Below are 17,138 nucleotides of genomic sequence, written 5' to 3' on the forward strand. Positions count from 1 at the left end.
TTTCTACTATTTATTTTTCCAAAGAATCCTTGAACAATTCGTACAGTTCTTTGTGATTTCTCTTAAGTGATAATGGTCGGTACGTTTCTTTGTCCAAGAAAGCATGTTTTGTCTGTCCTTTTGTTCTAATTTCCTTTGTGATGGAATCTCTGATTTCGTATTCAAGGATCATCTTGACTCCTGTGAATTGCACAATATTTGTAGAAATTTCAACTGTTTCTCCAAATTTCACCATACTAACGTATTTTGCGGAAGCTTCTAATACAGGGATCAGTATTCCTTTAGCTTCCATTTCTTTATATGGAAAGTTCATTTCGTCTAGCATCCAAGTCCTCGCTTCTTCAAACCAGCGAATAGAATTAGAGTGATGTACGATACCCATTTGATCTGTTTCATAATATTGCACGCGATGCTGCCAGTTTTTCAAGATATAATCTCCTTTGAACTTATTCGTATTTCATTATTTTAGCACAATTTCTTGTTCCGTTAAGCCCATTTTCCTAACCTATCGTTTAATTCAGATAAAAAGCTGAATAAGCGGACTTTTCCATCCGTTATCCAGCTTGTCGCCTCTTACTTATCCTTCTTCAATAAACTCACTTTTTTCTTCCTTCGCAATATACTTAAAGTACAGTTTTTCAACGACCAGTGTGATGGCATTATCACAAGATACATTCGCTGCTGTTCCAAAGCTGTCTTGAGTCAGATAAAGTGTGATCAACAAATTGCCCAGTATTCCTGTAGGATCAATTCCCACAATCGTTAAGAACGGTAATGCTGACATGATTGCACCACCTGGTGCGCCCGGTGCTGCAACCATAGCGATACCCAATGTAGCGATAAAGCTTGTCATCATTCCTAAATTGACTGGCATACCGTAAAGTGTCAGTACCGCATACACACATGAAACGATTGTGACCATACTCCCCAGTAAATGAATCGTTGCGCAAAGTGGAATCATGAATTCTCGAATTTTTCTAGATACACCATTCTTTCGCGCACATTCTATATTGATTGGGATTGTTGCTGCGGAAGATTGTGTCCCTATAGCCGTAAAGTATCCAGGAATTTGATTTTTCAAAAGTTTTATTGGATTCTTTCTGCGATATAGACCTGCTACCGTAAACCAAAGTGCAATCAAAGTTAAGTGAAGTACAATAACAATTAGAAAGACTCTCCAAAAGATCGATAGAATTTCAAATACTTCTCCGGAGTAACTTAAACTAACGAAATTTCCGAAGATAAAGAACGGTAATAATGGGATAATGGCTGTGTTCAATACCTTTACGATAATTAAATTGAATTCATCGAATACGTGATACAAGGTCTCGCCTTTTTTCTGGGACTTTAACCATGAAATACTCATACCCATAATAAAAGAAAAAGCGATCGCAGCTGTCACGTCTAACATCGGTTTCAATGGAATTTCAAAAAGCGTAGTCAATCCTGCTCCTGCTTCTTGCACATCTGTTTGACCTTGAGCGCTTATAAATAACGGGAAAACTGCAGAGGCTACGAAATACGCAACGAGTCCCCCAAGAATCGTTGAGCCGTATGAAATTACTGTAGCTAATCCCAGTAGTTTTCCAGCGCCTTCTGTTAAATCTGATATGCCTTTAACGATGAATCCAATAATCATCAATGGAATAATGAATGCTAATAGACTACTAAATAAATTAGAAAAGGTTACTGGAATTCTCATTAACACTGTAGGAATAAAAGATAATTGTCCAACGATGACGCCTAATAGAATTGCTAGAAGTAGCTTAGGAACAAGGCCTAAGTTCACTTTTTTAATGTTCATATCTCACTCTCCACTTTATTAGAATTTTTAAATAAAAAAAGTATTTCAACTATTTTATTACACATTATATTCAAACACATTACTTATTTTTTGATTTTGAAATATTCCTACAAAAAAGAGCAATGATCCGTTATGAACACGGTTCATTGCTCTTCAAACTTTATATTCTAAGGTTTAATTTGTAACGAGTACAAACAGTAGGGCACCAACAACACCACCGATAAATGGTCCAACGATTGGAATCCACGAATAACCCCAGTCAGAAGTTCCCTTGTTTTCGATTGGAAGAATTTGGTGAGCGATTCTTGGTCCTAAGTCACGCGCTGGGTTGATTGCATATCCAGTCGTTCCTCCTAGAGAGATACCGATTGAAGCGATCAAGAAACCGACAACAACAGGATTTAAACCATCTGTAAACTCTCCTTGAGTAAAGGCAAGCAATCCGTAAACCAATACAGCTGTTGCAATGGCTTCAGAAACCAAGTTATACGCACTACGGCGGATAGCAGGACCTGTAGAGAATACAGCTAAAATAGCTTCTTGATCATCTGTAGCTCCAAAGTGTGGCATGTAATGAATCCATACTAATGTTGCTCCAGCGAAACCTCCTGCTACTTGAGCAATAATATAAGGTACGACCACGCCCCATCCCACATTACCAGTGATTGCCATTCCAACCGTTACGGCTGGATTAAGGTGTGCAGGCGATAACCAGCCTACAGAATATACAGCTATTGTTACCGCAAGCCCCCATCCAAGTGTAATCAATAACCAACCAGTATCAGTGGATTTTGTTTTTTTCAAAACGTTACCCGCTACAACACCGTCTCCTAAAAGAACAAGGACCATTGTCCCTAAAAATTCTCCAATCAATTGTTGCCATAAAGTTGTGTCCAAAATCATTTCCCCTCTCGTTTTTTGAATAATCTATCTGAATAAATGCCTGATTCATTTGAAATAACCCATACACTTATCTCAAGTAAATATTATGTACTAAATCATACATAGAGTAAAGTGTATTTTTGATTCTGAAACTCTAAAAAATCAATCTAACAATAAGTGAGAAAGGAAAGATTGTCTCTTCCCTTCCTCCTTTTGTTATCTCACTTTATCTAAATTGACTTAAAGTTGTTTCTGATACACGCTGGTCAATTTCTCCAGCACGTTTGTGTTTTTCTTCATCCGTCCAATTGAACTGCTTAGCAAAATGATCTACTAAAGGCTGCTTCAATTCTTTTATACGAGGAACATCAAACAACAATGTTTCCGTACGACGTGATAAAAAGTCCTCTGGTAATAGAGTCATTTCGTATTGAATTGCGTATTCTAACTGAAGTGCATCTTTTAGTGGTAGTTCGCTATCTGTAACTTGATCTTTCAATCCGTAGACAATTTCTACATTTGTTCCGTACCAATTTACTAAAGCTCTTGCCTCATCTTCTTTCAGTCCGATTTCCATCCCTTTTGATGTCTGCTGATCTGCATAATCGCTGAAGGACATACCATCTGGTAGATCTCCACCAGATAGACGGATATCCGCTGTATCCACTTGCTTGAATGACTGATTTAACTGTTGAAACTCTTTATCAATCGTTTCAAACGTATCGTTTGCCATTCTTCTGTAGTCTGTAAGCTTCCCACCTGCAACGGTTACGAGTCCACCTTCCGAAACAAAGACATCGTGTCCTCTTGATATACCTGAAGGATCTGAGTTATCTTCATCTTGTATCAGTGGTCTCAAACCTGCCCAGCTTGATTCTATATCATCTAGTGTAATATTGGCATCTGGAAAACGGTAGTTCACTGCTTCCAGAAGATAATCAATATCTTCTTGAGTGATATCTGGCTCTTGATACTCCCCTTCAAATGGTGTATCTGTTGTCCCAAAGTATGTTTTTCCACTACGAGGAACAAAGAACATCATACGGTTGTCGTTCATTCCCGTATCTGCATAAATAGTCCGTCCTACTGGAAGTCTGCTGTGATCAACAACAAAGTGAACACCTTTTGTCGGGAATAGTTTTTTCTTTGTATCGAATTTAGAATGCTTACGTACTTCATCTGACCACGGACCAGCTGCATTAACGACAACAGAAGCGTGAATTTCAAATACTTCTCCATTTAAGGTATCTTCAGCTTTGATTCCAACGATTTTATCTGCATCATCATAAATAAAATCAATAGCTTTAACGTAGTTGGTAATCAAAGTTCCTAAGTCATGCGCCTTTTTAATGATTTCGGTCGTTAATCTCGAGTCATCGTTTGTATAGTCGAGATAGTAGCCTCCACCAAGCAATCCTTCTGTTCTTAGACCTGACTCTTCTTCTATAACCGCTTCTTTTTCGACCATGTAGTGTGCCCATTCATCTTCCACATGTGCAAGGTAATCGTATAAATGTAATACGACCTCTGCAGAAAATTCGTTGAATGAAGCTCCTGGCTCATCATAGACTGGCATGAGCATATAACTTGGTTGTACAACATGAGGGACGTTTTTGCCAATAACAGCACGTTCTTGCGCTACGTCTGAGACTAGTTCAACATCGAACTGCTTCAAGTAACGCAGTCCCCCATGAACCAGCTTCGTTGAGCGACTAGATGTTCCAGCCGCAAAATCCTGCATTTCAACTAGACCCGCTTTCATTTCTCTTGCTCCTGCTTGAAGCGCAAGTCCAGCACCAGTAATGCCTCCACCAATAATCAATAAATCTAGTTTTGTTTGTTTCAGTTTGTCAATATTATCTTTTCGCGTTTGAGCCGAAAAAGTCATACTGCACTCAGCCCTTCCTTGTATAAGTTAATCTTCTTGGTTGATTTTTTTCGGTTTGAATTTAAATGTTTGGGCAGCCGTTACAGCAGCTTGCCAACCCGCATATAAATCTTCTCTTTTTTCTTCATCCATTTTTGGTTCAAATGAACTCGCTTTTTCCCATTTTGCTTTGATCTCTTCTTGATCTTTGAAGAATCCAGTTGCAAGACCTGCAAGGTAAGCGGCACCTAAAGCGGTTGTTTCCATGACTTTAGAACGCTCGATTTTCACATCTGAAATATCTGACTGGAATTGCATCAAGAAATCGTTCATGCTGGCGCCACCATCAACTCGCATGGTTTCTGTTTTCAGACCTGCATCTTCATTCATTGCATCCACAACGTCTCTGGTTTGATAGGCAAGTGACTCAAGAGTTGCCCGTACAAAGTGACTCTTCATTGTTCCTCTAGTCAATCCAAATACAGAACCTCTAACCTCTTGATCCCAGTAAGGAGCACCTAGACCTGTAAAGGCAGGCACAACATAGACGCCATCAGTCGTATCGACTTTTTTAGCAATTTCTTCTGACTCAGGCGATTCTCTAAACATATCCATACCATCACGCAACCATTGAAGTGCAGAACCGGCAACAAATATTGAGCCTTCCAGAGCATAGTGAACTTCGCCGTTTAGTCCATAAGCTAAAGTGGTTAAAAGTCCGTTGCTCGATTGAATCGGTTCTTTACCTGTGTTCATGATAATGAAGGCTCCAGTACCGTAAGTGTTCTTAACCATACCTTTATCGAAAGCCGTTTGGCCGAATAATGCCGCTTGTTGGTCACCCGCAATACCCGCAACTGGAACCTTTGTACCATGGAATACGGCTTCCATTGTTTCACCGAAAATACCTGATGAAGGTAACACTTCTGGTAACATAGATTCTGGAATATCCAGTAACTCAAGGATGTCTTTATCCCATTCCAAGTCGTATATATTATACAACATCGTACGGCTTGCATTCGAGTAATCCGTCGCGTGAACTTCTCCACCTGTCAATTTCCATAACAACCAAGTATCGATTGTCCCAAATAAAAGCTCACCATTTTCAGCACGTTCTCTTGATCCTTCTACTTTATCGAGTATCCATTTAACTTTAGTTGCAGAGAAGTAAGAGTCAATGATTAAACCGGTCTTCTTATGAACACTTTCTTTATGACCATCATTGATCAGTTGATCGGCAATTCCAGAAGTTTGCTTGGACTGCCACACAACAGCATGATAAATAGGTCTTCCAGTTTCTTTATCCCATACAACGGTTGTTTCGCGCTGATTTGTAATTCCGATACTGTCCAGATCTTCCGGTTCAAGACCGGATTCAATCATGACATTTGCAATCACCTGTAAAGTTTTTAGCCAGATTTCATTTGCATCATGCTCTACCCAACCCGGTTCTGGAAAATACTGTTCAATTTCTTTTTGAGAACTCCATGTTGGATCCCCTTTTTCGTCAAAGATAATTGCTCGCGTACTTGTCGTTCCCTGATCAATTGATAAAATATACTTAGCCATATTTGCATTCTCCTCTGCGGTTTATTGAAAAGGCTTACTCTCACCTTTTATATTATAACATTCATGATTTAAAGATTCTAACAGGAACACTTATTAATGATAAGTGAAATAATTCACTTAAGCATATAGAACATTGATTAAATCATGCAAAAAAATCTTCTTCCTTTTACTAAAAATAGTAAAGGAAGAAGATCTCATATGCTTATTTCATCATATTTTTTCAATTAACCCATAATAGATTGGTTGGCAGTGATGATGGCTGTCTTGTAGACATCTTCTTCAACACATCCACGAGATAAATCGGAAACAGGTTTGTTCAAACCTTGTAAGATTGGTCCAACGGCTTCAAATCCACCTAAACGTTGTGCCATTTTGTAACCAATATTTCCTGATTGTAATTCTGGGAAGACGAATACAGTCGCTTCTCCAGCAACTTTAGACCCAGGTGCTTTTTGTTGCGCTACAGCTGGTACGAACGCAGAATCAAATTGTAATTCACCATCAATTTCAAATTCCGGTGCCATTTCTTGTGCAAGTTTCGTTGCTCTTTGAACTTTTTCTACTTCCGGTGCATTCGCTGAACCCTTAGAAGAAAAGCTTAACATTGCAACTTTTGGTTCGATGTCGAACATTTTAGCTGTACGAGCACTTTCAACTGCGATTTCAGCGAGTACTTGCTCGTCAGGATTTGGATTGATTGCGCAATCTGCAAACAAGTATTTTTCTTGTTCTCTACCACGTAACATAATGAACGCACCCGAAGTACGGCTCACACCAGGACGTGTTTTGATAATTTGAAGTGCTGGACGAACAGTGTCTCCTGTCGAATGGATTGCTCCACTAACAAGACCATCTGCTAGATCCATATAGACGAGCATTGTTCCAAAGTAGTTTACATTTCTCAACTGTTCGCGTGCTTGTTCTTCTGTTGCTTTGCCTTTACGACGTTCAACGAACGCAGCAACCATTTCATCGTATTTTTCATAATTGTGAGGGTCGATGATTTCGATAGTACCTAAATCGAATCCGTGATCTTTAGCTGATTTTGCTACTTCTTCCTTGTTTCCTAACAAGACTGGGTTCAAAATCTTTTCTGACTGCAAACGAACAGCTGCTCCTAAGATACGTTCGTCATTCGCTTCTGGAAAGACGATCTTCAATTGTCTTCCTTGGATCTTCTCTTTCAAACTTTCAAATAATTCCACTACTAATTCCCTCCAAAGTTTGTTTTTACGCTTTTTATCATAACACTTATTCTCATTTTTTTACAGAAAATGTCTTATTTCATCGTAGGGTTCTCTGGAAGTTTCCAGTCTATTGGTGATTGTCCACTCTCAATCAAAAGTTCGTTCGTTTTTGAAAAAGGCTTTGACCCAAAGAATCCTCTATATGCAGCCAATGGGCTTGGGTGCACAGCTGTTAACACATAATGCTTACTTTCATCAATAAGCGTTCTTTTTTTTTGCGCCGGCGACCCCCATAAGATAAAAACAATTGGCTCTTCTCTTTCATTCAGAGATTTGATAACTTCGTCTGTTAACATTTCCCATCCTTTATTTTTGTGAGAATGCGCCTCTTTTGCTCGAACAGTTAAAACGGTATTTAAAAGTAGTACTCCTTGCTTAGCCCAGCTTTCAAGATAGCCATGCGTCACAGGTTCAATGCCTAGATCGCTCTGTAACTCTTTGTAAATATTTCTCAAAGATGGTGGTAACTTGACTTGAGGCTGAACAGAAAAGGCTAACCCATGTGCTTGATGCGCACCGTGGTAAGGGTCTTGTCCAAGAATGACTGCTTTAACTTGATGATAAGGCGTCCATTCAAAGGCTTGCCAGATTGCTTCTTTTTTCGGATAAATCGTTTCTGTATTGTACTCTTCAACTAGAAATTCTCTAAGTTGCTGATAGGTTTCAGTTTTTTCTACTTTTTCTAAGATGGGTTTCCAGTCATTCTTTACCGGTATAGGCAATAGAACCACTCCTTTTTACTAGAATATCATAAATTCTCTATTTTGATTGTAACAAACCTTACAGGATCTTTTCTAAGTAAACACTGTAAATCTATTTATTTTTTACACCAATCTGTTAGACTTAGAGAGGAATATACTATTGGAGGAAAACTATTATGATTAAACTGATCGCTTCAGATATGGACGGAACCTTATTAAACGACCATATCGATGTTTCACTGTCAAATGCTCAAGCTATTAAACGAGCACAATCACAAGGAATTCATTTCGTCATCGCTACTGGGCGTGACTATCCTATGGCTGCTCGTCCTTTAGAAACACATAACATCGAATGCCCAATTATTGCCTTGAATGGTGCTCAACTTTTCGATGTAGAAGGAAATAATCTATACAACAAAGGCCTTGAAAAAAGTACTGTCAAAAAAATCAGAAGTATTTTGTCTCAATATCCTGACCTTCATGAAGAATTGATGACCAACGAGGGGATCTATTCTAATAATCAAGAAAAAAGACTGGATACAATTGCTTCTATGCTTGCTGATTTGAATCCGGATATTACTTATGAAGAAGCGATGCAAAATGCAATTAGTCACGCCGAAGAAAATAATGTGAAGTTTGTGGAAAGTTTTGACACAGTTCTAGAAGATGACAGCATTGTGATTTTAAAACTATCCGCTCATACAGAAGAAGGCGCATCTATACTTGACCCCTTAAAAGAACAATTAATGAATGAAGTTCCAAAACTAGCTATCACGGCTTCTAGCAAAAAGAATATTGAAATTAACCATGAGTCTGCTCAAAAAGGAATCGCCGTTGCGCAATATGCCAAAAAACTGGGTATTAAAGCTGACGAGGTCATGACAATTGGAGATAATATCAACGACTTATCTATGCTAGAATGGGCTAAATATGGTACTGCCGTTGCAAACGCGGTATCGGAAGCCAAAGAATCGGCTAACTATTCAACATCTAGCAACTCTCAAAATGGAGTCGCCGAAGCGATATCAAGAGTTTTAAGTGGAAAAATCTATAAAGAATAATGTAAATGGCTTACTGAACAGTTCCTTTGTTCTGTAAGCTTTTTTTCTAAATTTTATTCAAAAAGCCTGTTTCCAATTATGTGCTTAGTAGTTTCTTTTTTTGTGACATATGATAAAATGAAAAGAATAAAGAGTTTTAATCTTATCTGTTCACTGGAGGAAATCAAATTGACTCAACCTAAGATTACATTAACGATCGCAGGTAACGATGCTAGCGGCGGTGCTGGTATTGGTGCTGACTTAAAAACTTTTGCAGAGTACGGAACCTATGGTATTGCTGCCTTAACTGTTATCGCTACAATGGATCCTGAAAATAATTGGAGCCATGGCGTAACCCCTATTGATGCTGAAATTGTCAGAACTCAACTCGTTACTGCAACAGCCGGACCGAAAATAGATGCTTTGAAAACAGGTATGCTTCCAAACGTCCCTGTAATCAAAGTGATTGCAGAAACCATCAAAGAAAAGAATCTTGAAAATTTAGTCGTTGATCCAGTTATGGTCTGTAAAGGAGAAACAGAAGTACTGAATCCAGAAAATGCAGAAGCCTTAAGAGACTTACTTGTACCACTTGCGACAATCGTTACACCTAATTTATTTGAAGCTGGCCAACTATCAGGCTTAGGCACGCTTAAAACGTTAGATGATATGAAAAAGGCTGCTGAACTGATCCACCAAAAAGGTGCTCAGTATGTCGTCGTTAAAGGCGGGAAAGCACTAGATGGCGATAAAGCAATCGATATCTTCTATGATGGATCTGACTTTTTAGTATTAGAAGCGGATAAAGTAGAAAAAGCGACAAACCATGGTGCAGGTTGTACATTTGCTGCCGCCATCACTTCAGGTCTTGCACAAGGTCTTGAGCCTAAAGAAGCTGTTCTTAAAGCTAAAGACTTTGTAACTGCCGCCATCAAAAATGGATTTGAATACAATCAATTTGTTGGTTCTGTTTTCCACAGTGGATACAGACTCGATCAGCAAAAAGGAATTTAATCTCATTAAAAACTTTAGCGACTCTTTCTTAGGAAAGCGTCGCTTTTTTTATTCAAACTACAATCAAAGGTTACAGATTATCCTTTCAAAACGTTATTGTAGGTAAGGGATAGTGGAAAGGACGAACCAATGGAACCAAGAGCAGATATCTTCATTACGATCATAGAAATGATAGAAAATGTTGGATTTCCAATTTTCATCTCTTTATTTCTACTGCATCGTATGGAAGCGAAACTGAATGCGGTCGTGCAAGCTGTTAATCAGCTAGCAGCTGTACTCACTCAAAAGAACCTGTAAACTCATAAAAACCACAATCTTATGATTGTGGTTTTTTTGTAAAGAAAGACTGACCTTTGAAAACATTCCTTATTTTTAGCCTATTCGATTTTTATGATATCGGTGGTATAATGTGAGTAATCACTAGTAGTAAAAGCCAAACGAACACAGAGGTGAAAGAAAATGATTCGTCTATTCATTAATCATGCTTACATGTCTATGCAGAATCGTATGATCGTCAAATCTGCGTCTGGACAAAACACCTATTTAATTGTAGGAAAATGGGGTCGTGCAAAAGATGCACTCTCTCTATATTCTATGAGTGGTGACCGGCTGGTAGAGGCAAAACAAACTTTGCTGTCTCTATTTCCAAAATTCGATTTTTATATAGAGGATCAGAAAAAAGCTACTGTTAAAAAAATCCCAGGAATTCAAGGACTGAAAAAACCTTATTATGTCGTTAGCCAGCTGAATTGGATTATTACTGGTGATTTCGTTGAGCAAAAATATGTTGTCAGAAGTGCCTCTGGAGTCATCATGCGTCTTGAAAAGAACTATTCTTTTCAAGGAGACTTTTATGCACTAACGATTGAAAAAGAAGAATACGCTCCTCTCTGTTGCGTACTCGCTGTCATTATTGATCACTATTCTGCTAAAAGAGATACGCCTTGGAAACAATACAAAAAAGAAAAATATAGTCTAGGTTTTATGCATCCCTTTACCTTTTTAAAATAAGCAAAAGATATTAGATTTTTGCTTGATCATTTTATTTATGAGAAAATAATAGTAAGAAATCCTTAGGAGGCTAAATTAATGGAACTAGTTATTACACCATCTGCGCAGAAAAAACTGACAAATATATTAGAGAACCATTCAGGTAAATTGTTTCTTCACTATCATGAAGATTTTCAAGGTTCATATGCTTGTAGTATTCGAGGAGTATTTCAGCTTAAAATAACTGAAAATATCTCAGAAACTGTTGAATCATTGGATACTCCTTTAGGACCTATTTATGTAGAGCCAGAAAACAAACAATTCCTAGATGAGGATCCCTCTATTGACTTTAGAGAAGACATGAATACTTTCCAACTTAAAGGTCGTTCTGGATTGCTATTAGATAATTTACGCGTTGTGACGGATTAAAAATAAAACAAAAAATTCCTAGAGACAATATTCTCTAGGAATTTTTTTGTTTTTCACTTATGCAATGACCGTCAACAATGTATCTTCGTCTCCATTTTTAACAATTAGTTGATCTGTTTGTACTACATCCATATATTGATTGGTATTTGAAATAATTACTGGTGTAATGATTGGATATCCTTCTTTAACAATCGCATCTTTATCAAATTCTAGTACTAACTCTCCTTTTGTTACTCGATCTCCCTGTTTTACCTTAGGTTCAAAATACTGTCCATTTAAATTCACAGTATCCATGCCTACGTGAATTAAAATTTCTACTCCATCATCCGTTGTAATACCAATTGCATGATGAGAAGGGAATAGAGTTGTTACTGTTCCGTTTGAAGGTGCATAAACTAATCCTTCATTGGGAATAATGGCTATGCCTTTCCCTAACAAACCTGAAGCAAAGGCTTCGTCTTCGACTTGACTAAGAGGAACGATCTCTCCACTTATTGGTGTAGTTAAATTGTAAAACATATTTTGTCCAAGTTCCCCATTAATAGATTCTTCTTTTTCCAATTGTTTATCTAATTTTTCTGTAGCTAAATTCTGATCATCAGAGACTTTATATGCGTAAAAATACGTAATAACAAATCCTAAAACAAATGCAGTTGCACTCGCAATTGTGAAACCAATGACGCTATTGTCTAAGCCTGTTTCCGGATTGATAAATCTTGGTATCGCGAATATTCCAGTTCCTCCATTAATATACACTCTTGTTCTAAACAATCCCATAATCAATCCTGCCACAGCAGTTGCTACCGAAGTCGTATAAAAAGCTTTCTTTCTTGCTAACGTTACCCCATATAGAGCTGGCTCAGTTATTCCAAAAAGTGCTGACATAAAAGCAGGGAACGATACTTCTTTTAGTTTTCTGTCTTTCGTTTTACAGAAAATTGCAAACGTAACACCTGCCATAGCTAATGGCGTAGCTAAACCCGCCATCATTACAACATCGAAGCCTAAAGTAGCATAGTTATTTAATGCGATTGGCACAAATCCCCAGTGCAGACCAAACATAATAAATACTTGCCAAAATCCGCCAATGATAGTACCTGCAATAATGGGGCTAAACTCATATGCTGAAGACAATCCTTGACCAATTAGTAAACCTACCCAAGTAGTTATTGGACCAACAACTAAAAATGTGATAGGAACAGTAATCAACAAGGTCATAAATGTTACAAAGAAACTTCTAATGGCTCTTGGTATAATTCTTTCTAGTGTCTTCTCAACTTTTGCTGCCATATATGCGGCTGCAATTACCGGTATAACACTTGAAGTATATGTCATCAAAATAACGGGAATTCCAAATAATGTTACATAAACTGGAGATTCAATCGCAGTTCCTGAGAACAAAGTATACAGCGGTTCGACATCCACCATTGCCGCTGCAATAGTTGGATAAACTAGTGCCGCACCAATAGCCATCCCAATAAAAGGTTTTCCACCGAATTTCTTAGAAGCCGTATAACCTAAAAATAAAGGAAAGAAATAAAAGAGTCCATCACCTGTAGCGTTTAATATTAGGTATAACCCAGAAGCAGGATCGATCAAACTAAAAGCTGATAAAATAGCTAATAATCCTTTAATCATACCTGAAGCCATCAGTACACTAATAACCGGTGTAAATACACCTGAGATTACATCGATAAAATTATTTAATAGACCTTTAGGCTTATCTTCACTCTGGTCATTTGAATCTGTTTGCAAACCAGCTTGTTCAACAAACTCTTTATAAACCTCTCCTACGTGGTTACCTATTACAACCTGATACTGTCCACCACTTTGCACAACAGTTACGACGCCACTTACATTTTTGAGCACTTCTGTATTTGCTTTCGATTCATCTTTTAATTTGAATCTTAAACGAGTTATACAGTGTGTCAGACCATTAATATTATCTTTTCCACCAATATTATCTAATATATTCTGATTCAATTCTTGAAATTCCATTGTTCTTCCTTCTTTCGCTTTTTATTTTTAAAAAAAGACAAGACTAACTAAACCAATTCCTAAATATAGGAGAAGGTTCAGTTAAGTCTTGCCTGCTTTACCAGTAACACCTTAACTATTATCGTTTTCAATTAATTTTTGAATGTGTAATGTTAAATATAATTGCTCATCATCATATAAAGTTACTTTGAGATATTTTTCGATTAAACGAGTAGATTCATAAGCCTCTGGATACTTTTCCACTACATGTACAAGAAGAGGATTATCTGGATGTTCTCTCTTCTCAAGGTTTTTCAATCTTTTAAAGAAAAAACGAAGATGCGTTACGAATCGTTCATATGCAATACTATTTTGATCAATAGATATTTTGTTGTGAATTCTCAGTAGCGAAATGATGTCTCGCGTTTTTTTTGTAACTGATTGAATGTCGTCAAATTCCTCAGTATTACTATTAATCTGAGCATTTATGAAATGCATCGCAATATTGCTGATTTCCGATTCTTCTAATTTAATTTCCATTTTTTTCTCTATAAGTACTACCGCGTAGCTTCCTACTTTAAATTCTTTTGGATAAAACTTCCTAATTTCCCAAGATAACTTGTTGTTAATAAAAATACCTTCTCTTTTTAATTTAACTAAATTATAAAGATGGTCTGTTAACGATATATAAATCGAATCACTAATCTCGTAGGTTATTGTTTGTTTGGCATATCGAATAATATCGTCTGCCAAGGAAGCGTATTGAATTGGGATATCTTGTAATAGTTGTGTTAATCGATCTGAAGATTTCTGATGTAAAATGAAGACCTTTTCAATTTTTGTTTGATCAGCTTCATCCCCAGGCTTTTTTCCAAATCCTAGACCAGTACCTATCCAGATATAATCTTTACCTTCCTCTTTAACTAGAACGGAATTGTTATTTAGAATTTTTTTGATTTTCAAGCCACATTTCCTCCTCCTTTCTAACTGAAAAATTAAAAACAGACTATACCTTATGTTATATGCAAAACTAAGCACATATACAATAAGGTATAGCCTGCTTAACCAGTAACTACCCACTCGATTGATTTAATAATAACTGATTCATTTCATTAATGCAAGCGTTTTAATCATTTTCTTTTTAGCATATTCTTTCTAGTCCTCATATTCAGCTAATTCAGCTAGTAAGATTTCAATGAAGACAAAGAAGATGGCCTGATCATCTAGAAACCGACGAGTAGCCCTCGAAACTAATGGCAAAGTAATCACAGTATCAAAATACTTATTGATCGGACTATTTTGAGTCATAGTGATTAATATGCTTTTTGTTTGATTTGTTTTGACTTGTTTTACGACATCTTCGTAATAAGACATTCCTTTAATTGAAAAAATGATTACAAGGTCTTCATTGTCTAACGAGCTTGTAATATCATGCATAAGCATCGTATCATTGACAAATTCACTGTCCATTCCAATTTTAGCCATTCGCATCCTCAATTGCTGAGCAGCTAACCCTGTTCGGTTATTCCCAAAAATCTTAATTTTACTTGCACTTGTTATCAGTTCACATAATTCTAACATGTCTTTATCACTCAAATTTTGTGCTATCTCTTTGATATGGTCACTATAAGCGGATGTTATAGATTGGCTAATTGACGATTCTTCTCCATCTTCCAATTTATGAGAAATCAAGTATTTAGATAAAGAAAATCTGAACTCAGAATAACCCTGATAACCTAATTTTTGGCATAGACGTATAAATGCTGATTTGGACGAGCCTGCTGCTTTAGCAATTTCTTCTGCTGAGTATTGAACGATTCGAATAGGATCTTTTAGAATAAAATCAGCGATCCTCTTTTCTGAATTCGTAAATGTTTCTAAATTAGATTCTATTACACTTATTGGATTCATCAAAACACCTCTCAAATAGTATATCTTTTTTTGATTAGAATAGACACTTTCACTTTTGGACTTTTTTTCAAAATAGTTTGAACTTTATTTCTAATTGATGTATAACTAGTATACAAGAACATTCACACATAAAAAAGGGGACAAATTATGACTACACAGAAAAAACCAAATATTGTCATGGTCGTTGCAGATCAATGGCGTGCTGATTCGCTTGGATACACTGGTAATGATGCTATTAAGACACCAAATATAGATGCCTTAGCTTCTGAAGGTGTTGGCTTCACTAACGCCTACTGTCAAAACCCGGTCTGCGTTCCAAGTAGAAACTCATTTTTAACAGGTTGGTATCCTCATACTAAAGGATTTAGAACGATGCATTACTTAATGGATGACTCCGAACCAAACATCTTGAAAACATTGAAAAATAATGACTATCATGTTTATTGGGGTGGAAGAAATGATACGATTAAAGCAGATGGAGATCGCACTAAGTATGCAGATACAATTAATGATCAATTTTATGAATCTATGGCAAAACTTTTTAAAGGTAAAAAAGGTAGCACTGAATCTAAAAACATAGAAGTCAAAGCTGATTACACTCATTACCATGGCGTTAAAGAAAATGTTCACCATGTCGACCAAGATCAAATTCAAAATGCAATAGAATTTTTGGAAAACGACACTTTCAATGATGATCCATTTTGTGTGTACCTTGCTTTGAGCCTTCCCCACCCTCCTTACGAAATAGATCAGGAATGGTTTGATAAAGTTGATCCTGAACTTGTTCCAGATGCTATTCGATTAAGTGAAGAGGAATGGAAAGATAAACCTAGCATCCTTCGTGGAATTAGAAATCACATGGAGTTATACGATTGGTCAGATGAAGATTTAAAAAAAATCAAACAAGTCTATTATGCTATGGGAATGAAACTAGATCATCATATTGGTAAACTGGTACAGACACTTAAAGAGAAAGAGCTATACGATGATACAATCTTTATTTTCTTCAGTGATCATGGTGATTATACTGGTGATTTCGAAATAGCTGAGAAAAATCAAAATACATTTGAAGATATGTTGACGAATGTACCTTTGGTCATTAAACCATCCAAAAATATGGAAGTCGTACCCAGAAACACAGATGCCTTAGTAGAACTGATAGACATACAAGCAACTATAATGGACTTAGTAGGAATTCAACCGGAGCATACTCAATTCGGACAATCTTTGAAGTCTGTACTAGAAGGATCTAATGAGCATAGAGATGTTGTATTTGCTGAAGGTGGACGTTTAGAATCAGAGGGCGCTTATGCGATGGATGCCGGACATAATCCATCTAATCCATATTGGGCAAGAACAACTGAACAAGAAAAAATGCCTCAGCATACAAAAGCTATTATGATTCGTAATCAAGATTATAAATATGTCTATCGTTTATACGAACAAGATGAGTTTTATGATTTGAAGCAAGATCCCAACGAACGCAAAAATCTAATTGAATCAGAAAAATTCGAATCAGTTATAAAAGACTTTCAAAATCGTATGTTAAAATATTTTGTTGAGACAAGCGATGTTGTCCCTCACGCAAGGGATAGCCGATTCTAGGAATCTATATTTTTGAAAAGTGTATCACAGAATTGCTGAACGGTTATAGTAGATGAACGAGTTTTTCGTTTACTATAACCTTTTGGTGTAATCTATTCAGCG

The 17,138-nt window shown here is 36.8% G+C and carries 16 protein-coding genes; 6 read left to right on the top strand and 10 right to left on the bottom strand.

All coding sequences use genetic code 11. The annotated features are described in order from the left end of the window. Nucleotides 1-10 precede the first annotated feature (10 nt). From ACFP65_RS04150 to ACFP65_RS04180, 7 genes are all read right to left on the bottom strand, one after another. Complete coding sequence (locus ACFP65_RS04150; RefSeq protein ID WP_379916165.1) at nucleotides 11-427, bottom strand: acyl-CoA thioesterase; 417 nt, start codon at nucleotides 425-427, stop codon at nucleotides 11-13. A gap of 150 nt (nucleotides 428-577) precedes the next feature. Beyond that, a complete protein-coding gene (locus ACFP65_RS04155; protein ID WP_379916167.1) occupies nucleotides 578-1,804 on the bottom strand; it encodes a dicarboxylate/amino acid:cation symporter in 1,227 nt (408 codons plus the stop codon). 174 nt (nucleotides 1,805-1,978) lie between these two features. Next, nucleotides 1,979-2,707 (bottom strand): MIP/aquaporin family protein, encoded by a 729-nt coding sequence (locus ACFP65_RS04160; protein ID WP_379916169.1) that lies wholly within the window; start codon nucleotides 2,705-2,707, stop codon nucleotides 1,979-1,981. Between the two features lie 205 nt (nucleotides 2,708-2,912). Continuing rightward, nucleotides 2,913-4,574 carry an FAD-dependent oxidoreductase gene (locus tag ACFP65_RS04165; RefSeq protein WP_379916170.1) on the bottom strand — a complete coding sequence of 554 codons (1,662 nt, stop codon included), beginning with the start codon at nucleotides 4,572-4,574 and terminating at the stop codon, nucleotides 2,913-2,915. Nucleotides 4,575-4,601: 27 nt separating this feature from the next. Continuing rightward, on the bottom strand, nucleotides 4,602-6,122 hold the full coding sequence (gene glpK / locus ACFP65_RS04170) for a glycerol kinase GlpK (RefSeq protein WP_379916172.1): 1,521 nt from the start codon (nucleotides 6,120-6,122) through the stop codon (nucleotides 4,602-4,604). A 224-nt stretch (nucleotides 6,123-6,346) separates the two neighbouring features. Then, complete coding sequence (gene pta, locus ACFP65_RS04175) at nucleotides 6,347-7,327, bottom strand: phosphate acetyltransferase (RefSeq protein ID WP_379916174.1); 981 nt, start codon at nucleotides 7,325-7,327, stop codon at nucleotides 6,347-6,349. 74 nt (nucleotides 7,328-7,401) lie between these two features. After that, nucleotides 7,402-8,091: a uracil-DNA glycosylase gene (locus ACFP65_RS04180; protein ID WP_379916176.1), complete on the bottom strand. Its 690-nt coding sequence runs from the start codon at nucleotides 8,089-8,091 to the stop codon at nucleotides 7,402-7,404. Between the two features lie 155 nt (nucleotides 8,092-8,246). Between ACFP65_RS04180 and ACFP65_RS04185 the strand changes: the two genes are divergently transcribed. The 5 genes from ACFP65_RS04185 (at nucleotide 8,247) to ACFP65_RS04205 (ending at nucleotide 11,543) form a co-directional block, all read left to right on the top strand. Continuing rightward, the gene (locus ACFP65_RS04185; RefSeq protein WP_379916178.1) at nucleotides 8,247-9,131 is read left to right on the top strand and encodes a Cof-type HAD-IIB family hydrolase; all 885 of its coding nucleotides are present in this window, start codon (nucleotides 8,247-8,249) and stop codon (nucleotides 9,129-9,131) included. Between the two features lie 168 nt (nucleotides 9,132-9,299). Beyond that, nucleotides 9,300-10,124: a bifunctional hydroxymethylpyrimidine kinase/phosphomethylpyrimidine kinase gene (gene thiD / locus ACFP65_RS04190; protein ID WP_379916180.1), complete on the top strand. Its 825-nt coding sequence runs from the start codon at nucleotides 9,300-9,302 to the stop codon at nucleotides 10,122-10,124. 129 nt (nucleotides 10,125-10,253) lie between these two features. Next, nucleotides 10,254-10,421: a YvrJ family protein gene (locus ACFP65_RS04195; RefSeq protein ID WP_225744762.1), complete on the top strand. Its 168-nt coding sequence runs from the start codon at nucleotides 10,254-10,256 to the stop codon at nucleotides 10,419-10,421. A 162-nt stretch (nucleotides 10,422-10,583) separates the two neighbouring features. Further along, complete coding sequence (locus tag ACFP65_RS04200) at nucleotides 10,584-11,135, top strand: LURP-one-related/scramblase family protein (protein WP_379916182.1); 552 nt, start codon at nucleotides 10,584-10,586, stop codon at nucleotides 11,133-11,135. 78 nt (nucleotides 11,136-11,213) lie between these two features. Then, nucleotides 11,214-11,543 (top strand): iron-sulfur cluster biosynthesis family protein, encoded by a 330-nt coding sequence (locus ACFP65_RS04205; RefSeq protein WP_379916184.1) that lies wholly within the window; start codon nucleotides 11,214-11,216, stop codon nucleotides 11,541-11,543. A 57-nt stretch (nucleotides 11,544-11,600) separates the two neighbouring features. Here ACFP65_RS04205 and ACFP65_RS04210 read toward each other — a convergent pair whose 3' ends face one another. The 3 genes from ACFP65_RS04210 to ACFP65_RS04220 form a co-directional block, all read right to left on the bottom strand. Next, nucleotides 11,601-13,541 (bottom strand): beta-glucoside-specific PTS transporter subunit IIABC, encoded by a 1,941-nt coding sequence (locus tag ACFP65_RS04210; RefSeq protein ID WP_379916186.1) that lies wholly within the window; start codon nucleotides 13,539-13,541, stop codon nucleotides 11,601-11,603. 111 nt (nucleotides 13,542-13,652) lie between these two features. After that, entirely contained in the window at nucleotides 13,653-14,483 is an 831-nt protein-coding gene (locus tag ACFP65_RS04215; protein WP_379916188.1) for a PRD domain-containing protein, read from the bottom strand. A 192-nt stretch (nucleotides 14,484-14,675) separates the two neighbouring features. Beyond that, on the bottom strand, nucleotides 14,676-15,431 hold the full coding sequence (locus ACFP65_RS04220) for a MurR/RpiR family transcriptional regulator (protein WP_379916190.1): 756 nt from the start codon (nucleotides 15,429-15,431) through the stop codon (nucleotides 14,676-14,678). A gap of 147 nt (nucleotides 15,432-15,578) precedes the next feature. Between ACFP65_RS04220 and ACFP65_RS04225 the strand changes: the two genes are divergently transcribed. Beyond that, nucleotides 15,579-17,036: a sulfatase-like hydrolase/transferase gene (locus ACFP65_RS04225; RefSeq protein ID WP_379916192.1), complete on the top strand. Its 1,458-nt coding sequence runs from the start codon at nucleotides 15,579-15,581 to the stop codon at nucleotides 17,034-17,036. Nucleotides 17,037-17,138 lie beyond the last annotated feature (102 nt).

The organism is Marinilactibacillus sp. GCM10026970 (assembly GCF_042660675.1).
Taxonomy (GTDB): domain Bacteria; phylum Bacillota; class Bacilli; order Lactobacillales; family Carnobacteriaceae_A; genus Marinilactibacillus.